Genomic DNA, 18,677 nt, shown 5'->3' on the forward strand with positions numbered 1-18,677 from the left:
ATGCCGCCACGCATCCACAGATTCGTCAGTAACGATCTTTTGATCAAAGAACTTTGTGAGCGCATCGCTATTTTGGCTAATGAATGTCTCGACAGGCACGGCTATTTTAGTATCATTCTGGCGGGAGGTGAAACGCCACGTGAGTTGTATCGGCACTTACGCCACATCGCCACTGACTGGCAGCACTGGCATATCTACTTTGGCGATGAACGCTTTCTACCAGAGGGCCATTTCGAGCGCAATGACACTATGGCAACAACGGCTTGGCTGGATTATGTCGCTATTCCCCAAGCGCAGATACACGCGGTACCAGTGCGCGGCAATGTGAATACGGCAGCGGCAGACTATGCGGCGATTCTCCAGCAAGCGCCGGGTTTCGATCTCGCACTGCTGGGCCTGGGAGAGGACGGGCACACCGCTAGCTTATTCCCCGGCGACGTCCCGCCTGATAAATCGACAGCACTGGCGATTGCGGTCACGCATGCGCCCAAGCTACCAGCGCGAAGGGTTAGTATGAGCCCCCAATGCTTGAGTTTGTCGTCTGCTGTTTGGTTTGTAGTCAGCGGTAGCAATAAGCGCAAGATACTGGAAGCCTGGCTGGCCGGTGCACCGTTGCCGCCTCAGGCGATCGCGCCGCACGCTGGGATTGACATATTCACCGATCTCGACATTGAGCCAAATGTTACGGGCAGCTAGCAAGTGCGCGCATAGGTGCCCCAGTAATGTCCATCACTGCCGCCCGAAAACTTGAGTTAGTGAGATCTTCGTCAGCCTGCACAAGCTTATGCACCAGCGTATCAAGTGATGCTTTTCCGCCGGTCTCACTGCGAATTTCGGCGTCAAGCGCTCGCATTATGAGTGCACTACGTGCGGTCTGTTTGCCTGTTGATCGATCTGTCGCAATGCAGGGTGTATCCGCACTCCACTGTGCCAGCCATTCAAAGGACTGATTGTAGCGAACCTTCGAGATGCCATCTGAGCGCAGTAGCAATGTCAGGCTGTAGTATTCTGCCAACCCCTCGATAATCCAGTCCGCACCTACTTTCGAATGTAACCCGCTGACCACGTGGAAAAGCTCGTGCAATAGCGGGCTCGTGCGATTGCCGCTTATCAGTGGACGATCACTGTGCAAGTAGAGCGATCCTACGCCCGAGAGTCCGCCGCGCCACATGTCCTGAGAGCCACTGACAATGAGCAGACGCTGCGGGGTATTGGGAAAGAGCTCAACCAGTGAAGGCATTGTCCAGCGCAGGAAGGCCAGTACATCATTGGCTTGTAAGCCGCTACCAAGAGGCGCTGCTACGGTGATATGCCGCCCGTTTTTATTTTCTCGACGCACGCCCAATTCTCCCGCTATGACCCAGCCGCGTGGGGCGTCAAAATTACGGCGCGTATTATCGACTTCGAAGATCTGACCTGCTCCGCCTCCATAGGGCGTCTCTATCGACCATTGCGTGGGTGCGTTTAGGGTTAGAGTGGCTTCCGATGTGGCACCTTTGACGACGCGAGACGTGGCGCTAGGAAACAGGTGATCCAACTTTAGCAGTGCCCAAGTGGTTGTTATTCGAGCATCCCTCTTTCGATTTGACCGCTGGTGGTCAATAACGAAATCGAAATGCAGCGTGTCGCCCTTTTTGAGTGGTTTCCAAATAACACGATCGCCATTGATTTCTATACGGGATATGGGTCGCATGTTTAGGTAGCGATCCTTGGGCATGACAAACTCAATACTGCGTACCAACTGCCTGTGTTGTTTGAGGGTCACGCTGGCGTGCGCTTGACCGGTCTTCGGGTCAAGCGTGGCGCTGTAGACCATCTGGTAGACTTTTGTAGCATCGGCGTCATTTTTCGCAGTGGCCGAGGAGGCGTATCCGGTCAATATGGTGGCGCAGATAAAAGCGCCAAACAGTATGCGTAATTGGTTTCGAACAATTGACGAGACTTCAGTCCTCATCATCAAAGTCAATCGAGTATTCAAGAACAAGATCCTCAGTACGAAAATTTTCCGAGCACGCCCGAATCGAACAATACGTCTGACTTATTGCGTGCCGTGCGGGACTGCAGCCCTCGGCAGGCGGATGCACTTATTGTAGGTCGTTGAGCCGGGTGACGCCAAGCGACTTTAGTTCTACCAAAACCAGTGCGGAAGTGAGCGGGTTAACCGAGCTTTTTCGCTATCCAGTACCATACTGCGGCATTGACGTTGAGGCCGATATGACTGCCCAACACTTCTATGTTGTGCACGTGGTGATTACTGCCCGCTTGCACAGAAGTGCGCCAGTTCACCACACCGTCGGCTTTGGTGTAGATCGCAGTCGTGGGCACGGGCGGTGGTGTCGCGAGAGTATCCTCATTGCCGCGCTCATCGGGCTGCGGGTTGAGGCGCTGGTAAAGCCGATTAGCATGAGAAGCATTCTGCCGTCCTCGCCCGAACGGGCTGCCCAATGTAATCACTTGCTCAATGCTATCGGGCTCCGAGCGGGCGATCTCTCGGGCATAGATGCCTCCTAAGGAGTGCCCTACCAATGTGATTTTGCCATTACCTGCTGCGATAAGCGACGCCATCGATTTACGTAGACCTCCTTCGTCGAAACTTTGAGTTCCCATGTTGCGGCCCTGGTCCCAGCCCACGGCGGTGTGGCCAAGATGCCGCAGGAACTCTATTAATGGCCGGTTGCCGCGGTCGTCACCCAGAAATCCCGGAATAACCATCACGCTTTGTGGTCGTTGGGTGGGTGGTAGTTTGCGTAGCAGTGGGGTGGCTATTTTTAGGAATATAGCGTCCGTCAGTGCGCGCGGGGCATCACTCAAAGCCAGCAGCAAATTGGGCGGCTTCACGCTTGAGCGGCACGCTTGGGCTTGGGCTTGGGCTTGGGCTTGGGCTTGGGTTTGGTGCTGGTGGCCTTTTTTGATTTGGCTGCCGTTGCTTTCACAGTGGAATTTGCTGCGGCTAACAATTCATCAAAACTGTCTTGCAAACACTGTCGATAGAAGTCTGGATCCGGCATCATCACGCGGCAACTGGTTGCGCTGATAGTGAACTGGCCACAGTAGCTGCCGATCACATGGAACAGCCCGACACCATCCTGAACGGGCCCGGTACCAAAATTCGCGACCATTTTTGCGCCGGTGTGATAAAGGGGTATTGGTGGCCCCGGCACGTTCGTAATCACGCAGTTGAAAGAAGGATTCATATGGTTGGCCAAGCCCCAGCGGCTCGCTAAGCGGGCCGCCTGCGCGGTCAGCATGGAGGGTATGAACTGTGTGTAATCCGTCATTGCTTTGGCGCCGATAGCGTTGGTCAGCTCCTTGGCCTTGCTGCTACTGTCATGCACCGCTTGCAGCCGCTCTAGAGGGTCTGCCACATCACTGCGCACCTGTACCGTCATGGTGGCGACGATATTGCCCCCGGACGTGTCCTTGTCCGAACGGATATTGATGGGTGCCATGGCCGCCAGTGAGTGCGCGGGCAATTCGTCATGAAATTGCAGGTACTTTCGCAGGGCGCCGCCGACGATGGCGATGGCGGCGTCATTGACGGTGGCACCGGCGACTGAATTCTTGATTTTTTTCACATCATCTAGGGCTACGCTCATCGCATTGAATACCCGGTGCGGCGATACCGTACGATTAAAGCGGGTGCGCGGCACATTCCTAACACGGCTCAGCTGGCCACGGGACAGTCCGGCAACTGCCTTGGCCATGCCCGGCATGGTATTGCGGGCCACACTGACAAAGTGGAACGGCTTGCGAATGTTGTTGAGCTGGGCTCTGAGCATGAGTTCTATTGAGGAGGGTTCGGTGTCGACACTGATCGTCTTGGTTTTGGGCGCAGCGGTGTAATCCGGTGTCAGGTCGTGGGTTGCCGCTGTCAATTCCATGCCAGAGGTGCCATCAATAGCGGCATGGTGTGTCTTGGAAAACATGGCAAAGCTGCCCTTGGGAACACCTTCTACGTTGTCCAAGCCTTCGATAATATAGAGCTCCCACAGCGGGTGCGCGCGGTCCAACTGCCGTGCGTGAAGGCGTGAGATTACAATGCACAGTTGACGCCAGTCGCCTGGCTTGGGCAGTGCGATGTGCCGGATGTGGAATTCTGGATCATAGGCACCGTCGGTGACCCAGTAGGGGTGATCAAAATTCAGTGGGACCTTCAGTAATTTCTGCGTCATCACAGGAAGACCCATCAAGCGATTGTTGGTGTTCCGTATGATTTCCTTGAACCGGACTTTGCCGCCGGGGGCGGTGGATTGATCATAAATTGACAGCCCCGATATGTGCATCGGGGCATTGGGTGTTTCCGCATAGAGAAATGAAGCGTCTAGGCCCGTTAGCTGTTTCATAGATTGGATCTCCTGTCATGGGCTAGAGGGCATACTGGACCTCGACACTATAGGTCTGCAGTTGGTTAGCGTAGCCGCTGATCGCGCCGAAGCTATTTATGGATTCACGCTGACCCAGATTTCTTCTTCGGTCAGATTCTCGCCACGGAGAATAACACGGATACCCTGGGCAGGGTCGCTACGCCATAAAAACTACTTGGGCGCCTGTCACATAGGTGACACTCGAGCCATTGTTTTCGATGCCACCCCTGATGACGGGCGGTTGCAGGCAGCGCTCTGATATCACCGCTCCTCGTGATCTCTAGCGCGTGGCGTGCTAGTCTTTAGGATACGCACATTGAATTAGCCATCTGCTGGAGAATAACTGTGAAGAATATAGTGGTCGCCATCATAGTGCCGCTGGTTATTATTGCCTGCACGACGACGGACGAAATCATCATCGATCAGAAAGGCGTCAATATGAGCGCTTATCAGCAGGACCTGGCCGAGTGCCAAACGTATGCCAAGCAGGTCAAGACTGGAGAGAAAGCCACCAAAGGCGCTGCTTCAGGTGCGTTAGTGGGCGGCTTAATCGGCGCGATTACCGGAGGCAGTAGCGGCGCAGTCACGGGGGCCGGTGTGGGTGCCGTTGGCGGTGGCGCAAAGGGTGCGAACCAGGGCCAGCAGAGTGAGGTGCAGGTTGTTAAGCGCTGCCTCAGTGGTCGCGGTTATCGGGTACTTAACTAGCAGCGAGGTGGGCTAGTCCCCTCTGTTAAATAGTTTATTGAACAGCTTGCTCGCCTTCTTTTCGAGCTTATCCAACCCTTCATTAATGGTTAGGTCTTGCACGATTTTCGCTGTGTCCACGCGGCACCAGCTGGCCGGCTCCGTGCCCACACTGCCGGCACAGTTGACCGGCCAGTCGATGGCAGTCAGACGCTTACTGACCCGACAGGCGTGATCCAGTTGCTCCAGTTTCTCTGACAAACGGCCTTTGAAGGCCGCAACAAAATTCTGTTTGACCAGATCGTAGTTTCCACTGCCGATGAGTGCAATCCCCGGCAGTTCGGCGCGGAGGGGGTTCAGGGTTGCCTTCCCGTTCGCTACCTGAATGCTGGCGAAAAGCGTCTCAAAGCGGGTGTTGGCAGGAAAACTCGCCGTTAGTGACTCATTATTGGTGAGCGCTACCGCTTTACACAGCGACTTCTCGACACTGATGCCCTGCAGTACCACGTTGTCAGTGGTTAGTTTGATGGGGCCATTCAGGGCCGCTATCAGCTCGTTTGTTGAGCGTCCCCGACTGCCCAGTTGCCAGTTCACTGTGGCGTTGCCGGAGAGCATCCGTGCTGATTCGGTTGCTGCCAAGGCCGTGGCGATATCGAGTCGTGTGAGGCTGCCTCTTGTCTTGAGAGAGGCGGTATCACCCCTGCCGTCCAAGGTGGCAGTAGCAGCCAGCTCGCCGCCATACAGATTCCCTGTCAGATCCGATACCTCGATCAGGCCATTAAGCGCGCGTAAATTGATATGTAGATTGTTCACTGTGTGGTCGCCAAAGCGGGCGCTTTTAATGTCGAGTACGGCCTGGGTGTCGATCAGGCGCAAGGCGGCCAGGGGCAGAGCTTCATTCCAGCCTGCCGATGTAGATACCTCCCCAGCCGCAGTAGCAGCCTTGGGCCCCGCCAGTGCCAGTAGTGCCTTATCCAAAACATTAATCTGTAAAACGGCGTCGACCCTAGGGCTCTCGCCGTTGGCATAATGTAGGCTTCCTGTGCCGTGAGTCTCTCCCGACTCGAATGTCAGCTGCAGGTCTGCCACCTCGCGTGAGACGTCAATGGTGCCGTTGGTTTGCACCTGGACAGGTATGGCTGTGGCCCCACTTATCTTCATCACGATGTTATCTAAGTTGATTTGTTGCGTGTGTTGGTTGATACGAAGATTGCCGTCCAGACTCAGCGCCATAGGCTGTTCGCCAGGCCGTGTTAATTGCAGTTCTATCGCAATAGGACTCTGCTCTAGGTTCAGGTTCATCGCCTGCAGTTTAACCAGCTCCAGTAGGGTAGAAACCGCGCCAGTCGAATCGATTTCTTCCCAGCGAGCATCGGTAATCAGCAGTCGCTTCACCCTGAGCGAAAGAGGCACTGCAAGGGCAGCAACTCCATCGGCAGCAATGTCAGTTCCACGGGTGCCGTTGTCGACCCCTTCCGTGTGAGGCTCACTGCGGACAATCAGACCTTCCAAGCTGACGGTGTCAATTGCGATATTGCCTTTGAGTAGAGGCAACAGTTGTACCCCCATTTTAACTGAGCGTGCCCGCAGGTCTCGATGGTCTTGCCCATCCAGCACCACAGCGACATCGGACAGAGAAATGCCCAGTGTTGGGAACAGGGTCAGTTCGGTGTCACCCGCGACGGTCAGCGTCGCGCCGGTCTGCTTATAGAGAGCCGATGTCGCGATGTCCAATATGGCTGCTTTGTCAGCCAGCAGTGGTATCAGCGCCACAGCCAAGATTAGTAGCAGCAGTGGAATCAAGACTATGCGGTACATGTAAGGCTCCTCATATTAGGTCGGCGCAGCGTCATTTCTTCACTCTGACAATAGTAAAGCAGGCTGTATTTTAGTGCTTGTGAATTCGACAAGTATCGCCATAAATGCGTTCAGTACGGCGGGCGACGAGGTAGGGTGTGTTTTCACCCGGCGTGCAATCTGTGATATGTTTTGTCGTGAGGCAATGTCAACTTGCCATAAGATAACGATAGGGATTAAGCGGGGACGCTCTGTGACATTAAAGCTTATACAGAATCGAACACTGCATCTGGACGGACGAATCCATCCGGACTTCGGGGCGGTGGAAGCGACGTTGCGAAATCAACTGGGGAGTCACCCTGGTGGCGCGGCAGTGTGTGTTTACCATCGAGGAGAATGTGTGGTGGACCTGTGGGGCGGGTACAAGGATGATGAGGGCACGCTCTGGACTCAGGACACAATGGCGCCGAGCTTTTCCACCACAAAAGGGGTTGCTGCTACCCTGCTGCATATCCACGCTGACCGAGGACTTATTGATTACGACGCTCGCGTCGCTGACTACTGGCCCGAATTCGGTCAGGCTGGAAAGGAGGAGATCACGGTGCGGCAGGTACTGTCACACCAATCAGGGTTGTACCATATTCGCCAGATGGTCGACCACGTGGATCGCCTGTTGGATTGGAAATATATGATCCGTGCTATCGAGCAGACCACGCCAGTGCATCCTCCAGGGACACGTACTGGCTATCATGGACTGACGTTTGGTTTCCTCGTTGGCGAGATCATCCAGCGCGTCACCGGGAAGAAATTCTCTCAATTAGTACAGAAGGAGATCGCCAAACCACTGAAGTTGGATGGATTGTTTATTGGCACGCCGGAGCATCAGATAGCACGAGCAGCCAAGCTGATTTTTCCAGCTTCGATCAAGCGGATGGCGCAGACCTCACTGGGTAGTAAACTTGAGGTCGGTGCTAGTCGGCTTAGTCAGCTACTACAGCGTCTTGGGGTAGACTCAGATCTTTCAAGTATATTCGACGCTCTCGCGCCGCGCGGAGTGAGTGATTTTGACTTCGGTTCCCCTGAGTCCCTGCGGGCTGCGATTCCGGCAGCCAACGGTTTGTTTACCGCCCGTTCCCTTGCCAAGATGTATGCTCTATTGGCTAATGGTGGAGAATTTGAAGGTGTGCGCTTGCTGTCGGAAAAATCTCTGGCGCGGGCTACTACCCTGCAAAAACCAACCGGAAAACTTTCAGTGATTCCTTTCGATATGCGCTGGCGCCTGGGTTATCACGGGGTAGCAACAACGCGCGGTTTTCCGCGCCAAGCTTTTGGCCACTTTGGCTTCGGTGGCTCTGGTGCTTGGGCAGATCCGGCGCAGGAGTTGTCGGTTGCCCTTATCGTTAATAGTGGAATGGGTTCGCCCTTTGGTGATTTGCGAACAGCGAGTATTGGTGGCGCCGCGTTGGCTTGTGTCAAAGCGCGCTCCAGGTCCGCGGGCTTGCTTAGGGAGCCGATGAGTCTAGCTACAATATGAGAAAGATTTAGACTCTGCGCCAGTCGGTCTCGGCTGCGCAATTTCCGCACTAAAAATCGGCTGTCCCTGTCCTTGACGTGGCCGTATACTAATGTTTTTGTCGGCAGCAAGACAATGATCAGCAATACTTACCTTAATTCCAACGTTCTGGATGCCATCGACGCCGGAAGCTTTCAGGCACAGAAGCCTTTCCCCTGGGTCAATCCACAGCATTTCATTGTTGAAGATCGCTATTGTGAATTGTTAGAAAATATACCTGACATAAGCAATTTTAATGCCTTTTTCGGCAAGCAGCGCAAACACGGGCAAGCCAGTCACGACCGCTATATTCTAGATTATGAGCGTGGCATGGAGCTTGCGCCGCAGTGGCGTGATTTTGTCGAAGAGCTATGCAATGACCGTTATCGTCGTTTTATTTGCGGTCTGTTGAATGTATCCCATGTGCGTTTTCGTTTTCACTGGCACTTCACACCTAGTGGCGGCGAGGTGTCCCCGCACTGTGATTCCAAAGGAAAGTTGGGTTCGCAGATTTTCTATCTCAATACTGCCGACGACTGGCAGTGGGGGTGGGGTGGTGAGACCACCATTCTTGACGATAAAGGTCGCTTTGCTGCCGATAACGCGCCTTCATTCGATGACTTCGACGCAGAGTACCCGGCGGCAACAAAAGATAACCGCAGTATACTTTTTGGGCGGCGGGGCAATTCATGGCACGGCGTAAGACGTATCAATTGCCCAGAGAATTATTATCGTAAAGTCTTTATCGTAGTTTTTGAGGAATACCGGCCACTACGAATGGCTTTCAAGAAAACCCGACGACTATTGACCGGGGCACAACAGGTGACAAAAAAAGAAAGCCTGATGTATTGATTCTTTGGTGTGCGGGTTTAGCGCCTGCGCATGGCGTTAACAGCGAGTTCTTCATAGAGCTCAGCGTAGTGATCAAGGCTCCGCTGTTGGTCGCCGTTATCAACGACATACCGATGGCCTTTATTGCCAAAGGTGGTTCTACGCTCTTGATTCTGCAATAGACTAGTCAGTGCCAAGGCAATGGCCTCGTGATTGCGCTCCACCAACTGGTAGTGTTCCCCAGCCTGGCCGATTCCCGCAGAAATACCAAGATAGGGCGTGACTAGGCAGGGTAACCCCGTTGCCATGGCTTCCAATACAGAGTTGGGTGTGCCTTCACGGTTTGATGCGAGCAGAGAGATATCCGACGCGCGTAAATAGTCCTCCACATCGTCCACAATGCCGGTGAAGTGAACCTGATCAGTGGCTCCCGAGTTCTCGATAAGATCTGTGATTTCACTGCCGAATGTCTTCAACTTGGGATCATGGATATCACTACGGGGACCCACAAACAGCATGTGCGTATTGGGGAACTGGTGCAATAGCTCGCGCCATGCACGAAGAGCGATGTCCGGTCCCTTGCGCGGCATCACTGCACCTACCATAACGACAACCTTGTGACCCTCGGGTATACCAAAACGACGGCGTAGAGCCTCTCTACTTCGCTGTTCTTGGTCTGACTGAATCGGGTGAAACCGCTGCAGATTAACGCCGTTAGGAATATATTCTATACGGGTGGTAACGCCGATACTGCGCAAAAACTCTTCGATCGCCTCGCTATTGGTTACCAGAGTATCGAATGCGTTGTAGACCCGGCGATAGCCGCGGCGTCGAAAAATACGTTTAGCCGGTTTTTGTTGCCAGGTGGGAAATTGGGAGACCGAGTATACGGTCGCGATACCAGCGCCTTTCAGTCGGCGCAGCCAGGGCAGTGCCTCGGGCCGCATGTTGGTTATGAGTTGGGCTACTGTGGGGCGATCGGTCTGGCTCTGGCATATTTCTAGCAGTGCGTCATAGTAGATCTGCGTGCGTGTTCGGCTCTTGCTGTCCGGTAAGCGGATGCGCTGCAGAGGGGCGCCATCGAGTACGCCCTCAGACAGCCATGATCCTGGTGTTGACTCGTACCAGTCTAGCTTTGTGTCCGCCTCACTGCGTTCCTGAATCTGGGGTGTGCCCGTCATAACCCGAACATCCAGATTGCGGTTAATCAATCCCGGGATGTAACTTCGATAGCGATTTTGAGCGCCACCATAAGTGGGGTAGAAGTGGGGTGAGGTCAGCCAAAGTCTCGTGCGTTTTTTATGATTAGACGAGATAGGGCTCTCTTCCTGAAACAAAGCTATGGCTGAAGCGAGGATCGAACCAGCGTGTTTATATTGCTAGTCTATCTGATTGTCTGCGATCGTAAAAGGCTGTCTGGATACGGGCATGGAATCTAATTGCCCTGCTGTATACCTCTCGGCGAAGTGCCATCCCCGCCCCGCATTGTTCTTGTCTCAGAAGCCTAAAGGAGCTGTGCTATGTTTTGTCGGTTTTTGAGGCATTTGCACAACGCCTGTAGTAGTCGTATTTAAATAACTCTTTCGATCTACGGGTCACCTACGGCGGTTTATGGTGGAGGAGCGCAGATACAGTGAGCACCCTATAGTTTGTGCGCTTTCGGCCAGCGACGCTTTAGGCAAACCCACTCCTGTGGATACTCCCTGATCCAGTCTTCGAAATGATGGTGGACAATTTCGGTCATCGCGACAGCCTGTTCCTTCACCGGTGCATCAGGAATAGGACTAACTAGGGGATCATAAACGGTTACCCGGTAACGTCCTCCGGGCAGACGTTCGGCGCGAGACACGACTACCGCTGCTCCCGTGCGCAGGGCCAGGCCGATTGCGCTGGTGTTGGTGAGCGCATCAACGCCAAAAAAGGGGATGAGCTTGCCAGCATCCGGACGCGTGTCCATCGCCATAATAATACTTTCGCCCGCTTTCAATGCTTTGATTAGGGGACGTGGCCCTGCATCTGCGGATATTAGCTTTTCACCGAAAGATCGGCGTGAGCCCAGTAAGAGGTGTTGTATGATCGGATTGGATTCTGGCGCATAGATGGCGTTGATGGTGAAGCCGAACTGTCGCGTGACCAGTGAGGCAACCTGCCAAGCTCCTACGTGTGCAGTCATAAATACAGTCGCTTGTTTGCTCTCCATGTGCTTTTGAGCCTGTGGCTCAAGTACAAACTCGATGCGTTGTTCGCGCTCCTCCCAGATCTGTTCCAGTTTGAGTAACTCCGCGGCAGAGTAACCCAAGTAGCGAAAAACTTTCTTTGTGGTTCGCTCTCGCCATTCTGGGGAGCTATCCGGAAATGCGATGGCAAAATTAGCACGCGCTTTATCCGCTTTGTCTGAATAAGCACTGCCCAAGCCGAAGGTAAAAGCAGACAATCGCAGAGCAAGCCCCAAACTGAGTTTGCGCATGAGCCAAAATATGAAGCGAAAGACTGCAGCTTCGACCCATTGAGCGGCAGAGGATAGAGCCGGCGCTTTGCGTGCCAGTCGCTTGGGGATCAGGTAAAACTCGGGCATCGGGCAGCCTCAGTGTCGCCCAGGGTCTGATCCGAATACCCAGTCCCAGATCGGAGAGCTGACGCCGAAGCGCCCGCCTTCTCCGGAATGATGATGTTTTAAATGGTAGTGCTTGATGAACTTCGCCACCGGATTTTTCATCGGGAAGTGATGCGTAGAATAGTGGATATAGTCATAAATTAGATAGCCAATAATAAAACCCCCACAAAATGGCTGAATCCACGGCTGTGGAATGACAAGCCCGAACAGAAAGTAGAGCGCTGCCATGATAGGAATCGCGCCGGTGGGGGGCATGACTAGCCGAGTTTTGTCCTTGGGGTCTGCATGGTGATTGCCGTGGAACAGAAACACTAACCATTTACTCGCCTTGTTGCTTGCAGGAAAATGAAACAAAAAGCGGTGAAGGCAGTATTCGCTGAGCGTCCACACAAACATGCCCGCCAGGGCTATAAAAAATACTGGCCAGCCCGGGAGCTCATAGAAAGACAAGCTCCGCCATAGCAGCCACCCCGCGATGGGTGTCCACATCAACAGCGGGGTAATGGGGTGCACATGCGACAAGCGTTCGAGAAGATCATTCTCGAACAGGCGTATAGATTGATGCTGTTTTTCAGCTTGCACAGGATTCGGTGTCGGCATCACTGTCAGACTCCTCCGTTTGTTGTGTTGTATTTTTTGGCCACAGTCGCTTCGAGCAGAACCAATCTTCCGGTTGCTGGCGAATCCAGTTTTCGAACTGGTGGTGAACCTGCTGGATCATATCGATGGCCTGGGTGGTTTCGTCAAGGCCGGTATCCTCGGGGACAATCGGCGGGTGAAACGTGACGCGGTAGTGGGCGTCCTTTAATCGCTCGACCTGCACTGGAACCAGATCGCAGTTGAGTTTCAGTGCGAGCTTCGCGGGCATGATAGTCGAGAGCTTATCACGTCCAAAAAATCGTATAAATTTTCCTTCGTCAACCCGTCTGTCCATTACCATGGCGACGCTCTGCCCTTTTTTCAATGCGCGCATCAGCAATCGGGCGCTGTTGTCTCTGGGCAATAGTTCGCTGTTCAATGCTTGGCGAGACTCTAACAGCATGCGGTCCAAAAGAGGATTGCTTGGAGGGCTGTAAAGGCTGACATTTCGAATGCCCAGTTTTGCCATGGCAGAGCACACCACCTCCCAGTTACTTTGGTGTGCCGTCACGATGACACAGGGCCTAGTGGGATTCTCGCAGGCCTCTAGCGGTTCGCGAATATTAATAATGAGCCGGTCATCCTCTTTCAGTATAGTGTCCAGATGTGGATATTCGGCCAATACGCGGCCCGAGCGGCCCCAGGCGCGAATGACCAGTTCATCGATTTCCGCATTATTCAGTTCAGGAAATGCGATCACCATATTCGCTCGGAATATCGCTGTTTTTTTCTTCAACTTTGGGCCGATCCAACTGCCTACAGAGTCGCCGAACCGGGATGCCATATCGATGGGCAGTAGCCTTGCTAGGCGCGTGATCAGCGAGACAACCACAACGTCCAGGCGCCACAGCAGAACCCGCAGGAACCGATGGTCGCGCGCCCATTTACTTAAAGAATTGCCGACAATGAACTCAGCCACAGGTGAAATTACCCAACATGTTTTCTTGCATCAAGTGGCTAATTATAACGCACTATACCCGACGGATTCGCGGTCATAATGTCGATAATTTTAGCTGATCTAGTCCTTCGCGTAGCTCTAGCCTAGGCATCCATCCGGTTACAGTGGTCATCGGACCGTTGTCTACCACCCAGTCCTCGTGGCGCAGTTCACGCAATTTGGATGGTGTCAGCATGGGCGCTTTGCCTGTGATTCTAGCGGCATTGCTATTGACCGCTGCGACACCGTTTAAGAGCCAATTGGGGATGCGCCAAAGGCGAACCTTTCGGGACCAGTGGTCTGCGGCAATATTGGCCAATTCACGCCAGCTATAGCCGCCATCTTTCCCATCACAGAGGGACAGAACCTGATGAATTGCCCCTTCGCTTTGTAGGCAGACCACGATGGCATCCACCAGGTCTGACACATGAATCAGCGACAGGCGGGCATCGGGTGAGCCTGGTACCAGGACTATCCCCCGCTGCATCCACTGAAATATCGGCAGCATCTCTTGGTCGCCTGGCCCATAGACGGCGGGTGGACGCAGGATAATCCACTCAAGGTCCCGAACCTGTGTGAGTAGTTTTTCTCCTTCGCATTTACTGTGGGCATACCATGATAGTTGGGGTTCACGGGCAGCAAGGGATGACAGTAGTAAAATCTTGGGTGGTCGCGTTTGAGCCCCAATCGCATTGAGCAATGCCAAGGTGCCTAATACGTTCACACGATCAAATGCGCCTTGAGAATTACCTCTTACAGCACCTGCGCCGTGTATCACGAAAGCACAATCGGTAACAAGTTGTTGCAGGGCGCAAGCGTCTTCGAGATCTCCTTGGATCAAGGCGACGCCCTGTGCGGCCAAACGTGATGCTTTAGGGCGATTTCTCACCAGTGCCCGGACCTGAAAGCCTTGCTCCAGCAAGCGCTGGCAGAGCACGGTGCCGATAAATCCGGTGGCTCCCGTAACGGCGATGAGGCTGCCTGTGGGAGTCAGGCTGAAGCCACCCTCAGGAGACCTTCTGCGGCGGCGTTGAGCTTGTCGATATCATTGTTGTTGATAAAGTCGAGTCGCGCCTTCGCCCGTGACAGTTTGCCGGAAGATGTTTTGGGCAGAGAATGAGTTGGAACCAGTTCTACGTAGCAGTCGAGACTCATCTCCATACGCACGAGCGCCGTGAGGCGGCGCACTAGGTTGTTGCGAATGCCGGGATCCCTTTGACGGCATTGCACTAGCAGTACACAGAGCTCTTCGCCTTTACTGTTCGGCGCGGAAAATGCCACCGCGTCGCCGGCCCGAACTTCGGATTGAGTTTCGGCAACATGCTCAAGATCCTGGGGCCAAATATTACGCCCGTGAATAATGATCAGGTCTTTCTTGCGGCCAGTAATGGTTAACGCACCATCGACCATGTAGCCGATATCTCCGGTGTTAAGCCAGCCGTCTTGACTGAGCACATGACCGGTTTCTTCCGGCAAATTGAAATATCCCGACATGACGCTGGGGCCGCGCAAATAGATCACGCCACTTCGCCAGTCTTCCAAGACTTGGTTGTCATCGCGGACTTCTACCTCAAAGCTGGGCATCGGAGTGCCGCAATTAACGAAATGACGACCCCGGCCTTGCGTATCTTCTTCATCCATCACTATCACCTGGTGGTGATCCGAGAGGTGGTCGCTGTCAATATGGTGTGTGGTGAAGCCTGTCCAAAGGGGTGAAAAACTGACTCCAAGAGTACATTCAGCCATGCCATAGCACGCCAGGAGCGCGCGACGATCGAAACCGGCCGGCTCCATCATTTCGGCGAAGTACTCTAATGTTTGCGGGTGGATCATTTCAGCGCCGATACCTGCTACGCGCCAATGACTGAGGTCGTAAGTTGAAATATCACTGGCACGGACCCGGCGTGCGCATAGATCATAACCGAATGAAGGGGCGAAGGAGATGGTGGCGCGGGTCTTGGTCATCAATGATAACCACTGGCGCGGCCGCATGGCGAACTCGCGAGTGTCTAGGTAGTCAATGGAAATCTGCGCGGCCATAGGAACCAATACGAAACCGACCAAGCCCATATCGTGGTAGAAGGGTAGCCAGGACATCATGCGGTCTGAACTGCTCATTTCCAGGCCGTGGGAGACAATACCGTGCAGATTGGCCATAGCGGTACGGTGCTTGATGACGACACCCCGAGGGAAGCGTGTACTGCCTGAGGTGTACTGAATGTAGGAAATATCATCAGGTTCAGCCTGATGTAGAGGCTGCACATCGGAGGGCAGAGCATGAAATGCCTTAGGTGCGTCCACCATGCGCATGGAAAGACCTTCGCTGGCCTCCTGCAAGAAGGAAAGATACCCCTCTGATGCTATACCGATCTCCGCGTCGCTGGCTTCCAGCAACTGTTTCAGCTGCGCCACGTAGGCGCAGTGAGCGCCGACTTTTACTGAGGCAGGCAGTGCCACAGGAATCAAGCCGGCGTATTGGCAGGCGTAGAAAAACCGAATGAATTCAGGGTTTGTTTCTGCGACAAGTGCAACACGGTCGCCTTTTGTCAGACCTAGCCCCATTAGCTTATGCGCCAGCTCAATTGCCTGTAGGCGCAGCTCGCGGTAGGTAATGCTGGCGTAGATGTCACCTCGGCCGGTGTAGAAGTTTGAGCCAGTGTCGCCCTGAGCCGCATAGTCGAGTGCTTCGGTTAATGTCGCGAAATCAGCTGAGCGAAATGGCATTAGGTGGCGTGTGGGTGTGGCAATGGCATTTACGTGTGACAATGTAGATTCCTCGTTTTCGGCGATCTGTCCGCCGCGCAACTCTTCGAAAATAAGCACTACTTACCGCTTAAGTACGCGGCAACGATGCGCATTTCAAAAATGTCTAAGTGCCGTTTTGTTGTTGTTCATGTATGTAGACGTACATGTTGGCACCCTTTGTCCAGGCCCCGGAAAAGGGCAACCTGATGAGGAGTTATCCTACCATTTGGTGCTTTTGTACTGATAGGAAATAATACCGCTGGCTGATGGGAACAATCCCATTGAAAGATTCTAGAGGCGATAGCGCAGGCTGCTGCGGGCGTCTGGAGTGCCGTCAGAGCTCGGTGAGCCTAGGCTGGTATCGAGGTCAAATCATGGGAAAATTAATTCTAACTACCTGTTTTTAAAGTATTATTTTTTATTCTAGTATTTTTGCGGCGCCAGAAGTGAAGGCGCTCACCGTGTGTGTTTCCAGGCGATTTTTTCGTGCAAGTGAGTTGATTGACCGCCGGGGCGGCCCTGTGCCTACCTCATTCGGGTTAATTTGAGGCGTTCATGTGTCAGAGGCCTGGGCCCTCCACCACGCCTGGAACATAAGGACTGACCATATCAGCTCAGAGTGATTGGCCCAGCCATAAAGGTGCTGATGCCAGGCGTCTCGGATGCTCTTCACGTCGAAAATGCCCTGCTCTGTTAAAGTTTTTTCTGAAATTAGGTCCTCGGCCCAATCCCTCAGCGGACCCACGAGCCACTCCTTGATCGGCACGCTGAATCCACGTTTTGGCCGGTCAATCAAAGCCGGCGGGACATACCGGCCCAACAGGTCTCTAAGTACGCGTTTACCCGTGTTGCCGTCGAATAAATAGGCGCTAGGTAGCGACCAAGCGAGTTCTAGCACCCGGTGGTCCAGAAGAGGTGCTCGTGCCTCAAGGCCGACCGCCATGCTGGCGCGGTCAACCTTGACCAAAATGTCGTCTGGAAGATAGCCCGTGTAATCATAGTGGAGCATAGCCAGCAGTGGATCCTCAACATCTGCCCAGTAGGCTGGGTCGGACAATGGTGTTGCTGGAGTTACCGCTCCTGATACAAATTGATCTACGCTCAGACATTTATTGAATTTGTTGGCCAGAATCTCCTGCGGTGAATTGGCCGTCCAGTTACAGGAGCGTTGGCTGATTTTTGCGAGTTTGCGAGTCCAGCGAGGTACGTTCACGCCTTTGCTCGCATAGCTCTTCGCGTAGCGCCAACTTCCTGTGCCCAGCGCACCTGTAACTGGGCGGGCAATGCTCCTTGCGCTCGCGGGCATACGTTGCACATCGCGCCAGTGATTCAGGCAGTTTCTGTAGCGTCGGTAGCCGGCCATCTGCTCATCGCCGCCATCACCGGTCAGGACGACTTTAAGCTGCTCCCGTGCCAGCTTACAGACCAGGTAGGTGGGAATCTGTGAGGAATCAGCGAATGGCTCATCGTACATATGTGGCAACTGTTCAACCACATCCAGCGCCTGATCGGGGGTGACATACATTTCGTAGTGATCAGTTTTCAGATGTTTGGCCACGGCGGAAGCGTACTCGGCCTCATTGTATTTTTCTTCCCAAAATCCGATGCTGAACGTCTTGACAGGTCGGTCCGACACCTTCTGCATCAATGCGACGATCATGGAAGAGTCGATGCCCCCAGACAGCAATGCCCCAAGCTCTACGTCCGCCACCATGCGGTCTCCAACCGCCTCCTGCAGCACTTCGTCCAGCTTGTCGATCGCACCGTCATAACTCCCTGTGAATCTATTTCGTTCACCGTGTTCGGCAATATTTTTCGCGGACCAAAACTGGGTTGGGTGCGCGTCCCAGGGCTTACAATCCTGCGGTATCTTTAGCAGGCTACCCGGGGGAAGTTTGCGTACCTGCCGATAAATAGAGCTGGGCTGGGATACCCATCCATATTGCAGATACTGGCCCAGAGCGTTGCGATCCAATTCATTCTCGAAATCTGGATGTTGGCGCAAAGCTTTGAGTTCCGAGCCGAACAGGAAGCTGTTGCCGCACCAGCCATAATACAACGGCTTTTTGCCTACCCGATCCCGCGCTAACCACAGACAGCGTTCTTTTCGGTCCCACAGTGCCAGCGCAAACATACCTTCGAATTTACTCACGGCTTTTTCTACACCCAGGTGCTGCACTGCGGCTAGAATCACTTCCGTATCGGAGTGCCCCCGATAGGGATAAGTGGATACGCCGTGTTCTTGCCGCAGTCGGGGGAAATTATAGACTTCACCATTGAACGAAAGCACGTAGCGGCCTGAGGCTGACACCATCGGCTGCGCGCCGGCCTCAGACAGGTCAATGATAGACAGCCGACGATGGCCAAGCGCCAGGGGGAATGAAGGGTCCACCCAGACGCCACCCGCATCGGGGCCGCGATGAATGATGGTGTCTGCCATGGCCTGACAGCGCCGCGCGATATCCTCTTGGGCGCCGCCTCTATACTGGATAAAACCGGTAATTCCACACATAG

At 53.9% G+C, this 18,677-nt stretch carries 15 protein-coding genes; 4 read left to right on the forward strand and 11 right to left on the reverse strand.

Annotated elements, in window-relative coordinates; all coding sequences use genetic code 11:
• Positions 1-696: a 6-phosphogluconolactonase gene (pgl, locus tag ABXT62_RS01260; RefSeq protein ID WP_415356737.1), complete on the forward strand. Its 696-nt coding sequence runs from the start codon at positions 1-3 to the stop codon at positions 694-696.
• Here the strand turns inward: pgl and ABXT62_RS01265 are convergent.
• From ABXT62_RS01265 to ABXT62_RS01275, 3 genes are all read right to left on the reverse strand, one after another.
• Positions 683-1,978, reverse strand: a complete 1,296-nt coding sequence (locus ABXT62_RS01265) for a hypothetical protein (protein ID WP_415356738.1) — start codon at positions 1,976-1,978, stop codon at positions 683-685. The genes pgl and ABXT62_RS01265 overlap by 14 nt on opposite strands.
• Before the next feature lie 179 nt (positions 1,979-2,157).
• Positions 2,158-2,838 (reverse strand): lipase family alpha/beta hydrolase, encoded by a 681-nt coding sequence (locus ABXT62_RS01270; RefSeq protein ID WP_415356739.1) that lies wholly within the window; start codon positions 2,836-2,838, stop codon positions 2,158-2,160.
• A complete protein-coding gene (locus tag ABXT62_RS01275) occupies positions 2,835-4,343 on the reverse strand; it encodes a WS/DGAT/MGAT family O-acyltransferase (protein WP_415356740.1) in 1,509 nt (502 codons plus the stop codon). Before ABXT62_RS01275 ends, ABXT62_RS01270 begins: the two co-directional genes overlap by 4 nt.
• 366 nt (positions 4,344-4,709) lie before the next feature.
• Here ABXT62_RS01275 and ABXT62_RS01280 point away from each other — a divergent pair, with 366 nt between their 5' ends.
• The gene (locus ABXT62_RS01280; RefSeq protein ID WP_415356741.1) at positions 4,710-5,069 is read left to right on the forward strand and encodes a YMGG-like glycine zipper-containing protein; all 360 of its coding nucleotides are present in this window, start codon (positions 4,710-4,712) and stop codon (positions 5,067-5,069) included.
• 12 nt (positions 5,070-5,081) lie between these two features.
• Here the strand turns inward: ABXT62_RS01280 and ABXT62_RS01285 are convergent, their stop codons facing one another.
• Positions 5,082-6,866, reverse strand: a complete 1,785-nt coding sequence (locus ABXT62_RS01285) for an AsmA family protein (protein WP_415356742.1) — start codon at positions 6,864-6,866, stop codon at positions 5,082-5,084.
• 232 nt (positions 6,867-7,098) lie between these two features.
• On the opposite strand from ABXT62_RS01285, the gene ABXT62_RS01290 reads away from it, so the two are divergent.
• Positions 7,099-8,379, forward strand: a complete 1,281-nt coding sequence (locus ABXT62_RS01290; RefSeq protein WP_415356743.1) for a serine hydrolase domain-containing protein — start codon at positions 7,099-7,101, stop codon at positions 8,377-8,379.
• Between the two features lie 114 nt (positions 8,380-8,493).
• On the forward strand, positions 8,494-9,249 hold the full coding sequence (locus ABXT62_RS01295; RefSeq protein WP_415356744.1) for a hypothetical protein: 756 nt from the start codon (positions 8,494-8,496) through the stop codon (positions 9,247-9,249).
• A gap of 17 nt (positions 9,250-9,266) precedes the next feature.
• Here the strand turns inward: ABXT62_RS01295 and ABXT62_RS01300 are convergent, their stop codons facing one another.
• The 7 genes from ABXT62_RS01300 to asnB form a co-directional block, all read right to left on the reverse strand.
• Positions 9,267-10,565 carry a glycosyltransferase family 4 protein gene (locus tag ABXT62_RS01300; protein ID WP_415356745.1) on the reverse strand — a complete coding sequence of 433 codons (1,299 nt, stop codon included), beginning with the start codon at positions 10,563-10,565 and terminating at the stop codon, positions 9,267-9,269.
• Between the two features lie 305 nt (positions 10,566-10,870).
• Positions 10,871-11,803, reverse strand: a complete 933-nt coding sequence (locus ABXT62_RS01305; protein ID WP_415356746.1) for a lysophospholipid acyltransferase family protein — start codon at positions 11,801-11,803, stop codon at positions 10,871-10,873.
• A gap of 9 nt (positions 11,804-11,812) precedes the next feature.
• The gene (locus ABXT62_RS01310; RefSeq protein ID WP_415356747.1) at positions 11,813-12,442 is read right to left on the reverse strand and encodes a sterol desaturase family protein; all 630 of its coding nucleotides are present in this window, start codon (positions 12,440-12,442) and stop codon (positions 11,813-11,815) included.
• A complete protein-coding gene (locus ABXT62_RS01315) occupies positions 12,414-13,400 on the reverse strand; it encodes a lysophospholipid acyltransferase family protein (RefSeq protein WP_415356748.1) in 987 nt (328 codons plus the stop codon). Before ABXT62_RS01315 ends, ABXT62_RS01310 begins: the two co-directional genes overlap by 29 nt.
• A gap of 73 nt (positions 13,401-13,473) precedes the next feature.
• A complete protein-coding gene (locus ABXT62_RS01320) occupies positions 13,474-14,412 on the reverse strand; it encodes an NAD-dependent epimerase/dehydratase family protein (protein WP_415358244.1) in 939 nt (312 codons plus the stop codon).
• Positions 14,409-16,241, reverse strand: a complete 1,833-nt coding sequence (locus ABXT62_RS01325; protein ID WP_415356749.1) for a fatty acyl-AMP ligase — start codon at positions 16,239-16,241, stop codon at positions 14,409-14,411. Before ABXT62_RS01325 ends, ABXT62_RS01320 begins: the two co-directional genes overlap by 4 nt.
• A gap of 475 nt (positions 16,242-16,716) precedes the next feature.
• Entirely contained in the window at positions 16,717-18,675 is a 1,959-nt protein-coding gene (asnB, locus tag ABXT62_RS01330) for an asparagine synthase (glutamine-hydrolyzing) (protein ID WP_415356750.1), read from the reverse strand.
• Between the last annotated feature and the right edge of the window lie 2 nt (positions 18,676-18,677).

The sequence above is a fragment of the Halioglobus sp. Uisw_031 genome (genome assembly GCF_047729875.1).
GTDB lineage: Bacteria > Pseudomonadota > Gammaproteobacteria > Pseudomonadales > Halieaceae > Marimicrobium.

Bases quoted from the DNA above. Each gene is read 5' to 3' on its own strand.
- pgl (WP_415356737.1), top strand. From the start codon at position 1: ATGCCGCCACGCATCCACAGATTCGTCAGTAACGATCTTTTGATCAAA.
- ABXT62_RS01275 (WP_415356740.1), bottom strand. From the start codon at position 4,343: ATGAAACAGCTAACGGGCCTAGACGCTTCATTTCTCTATGCGGAAACA.
- ABXT62_RS01285 (WP_415356742.1), bottom strand. From the start codon at position 6,866: ATGTACCGCATAGTCTTGATTCCACTGCTGCTACTAATCTTGGCTGTG.
- ABXT62_RS01295 (WP_415356744.1), top strand. From the start codon at position 8,494: ATGATCAGCAATACTTACCTTAATTCCAACGTTCTGGATGCCATCGAC.
- ABXT62_RS01305 (WP_415356746.1), bottom strand. From the start codon at position 11,803: ATGCCCGAGTTTTACCTGATCCCCAAGCGACTGGCACGCAAAGCGCCG.
- ABXT62_RS01310 (WP_415356747.1), bottom strand. From the start codon at position 12,442: ATGCCGACACCGAATCCTGTGCAAGCTGAAAAACAGCATCAATCTATA.
- asnB (WP_415356750.1), bottom strand. From the start codon at position 18,675: ATGTGTGGAATTACCGGTTTTATCCAGTATAGAGGCGGCGCCCAAGAG.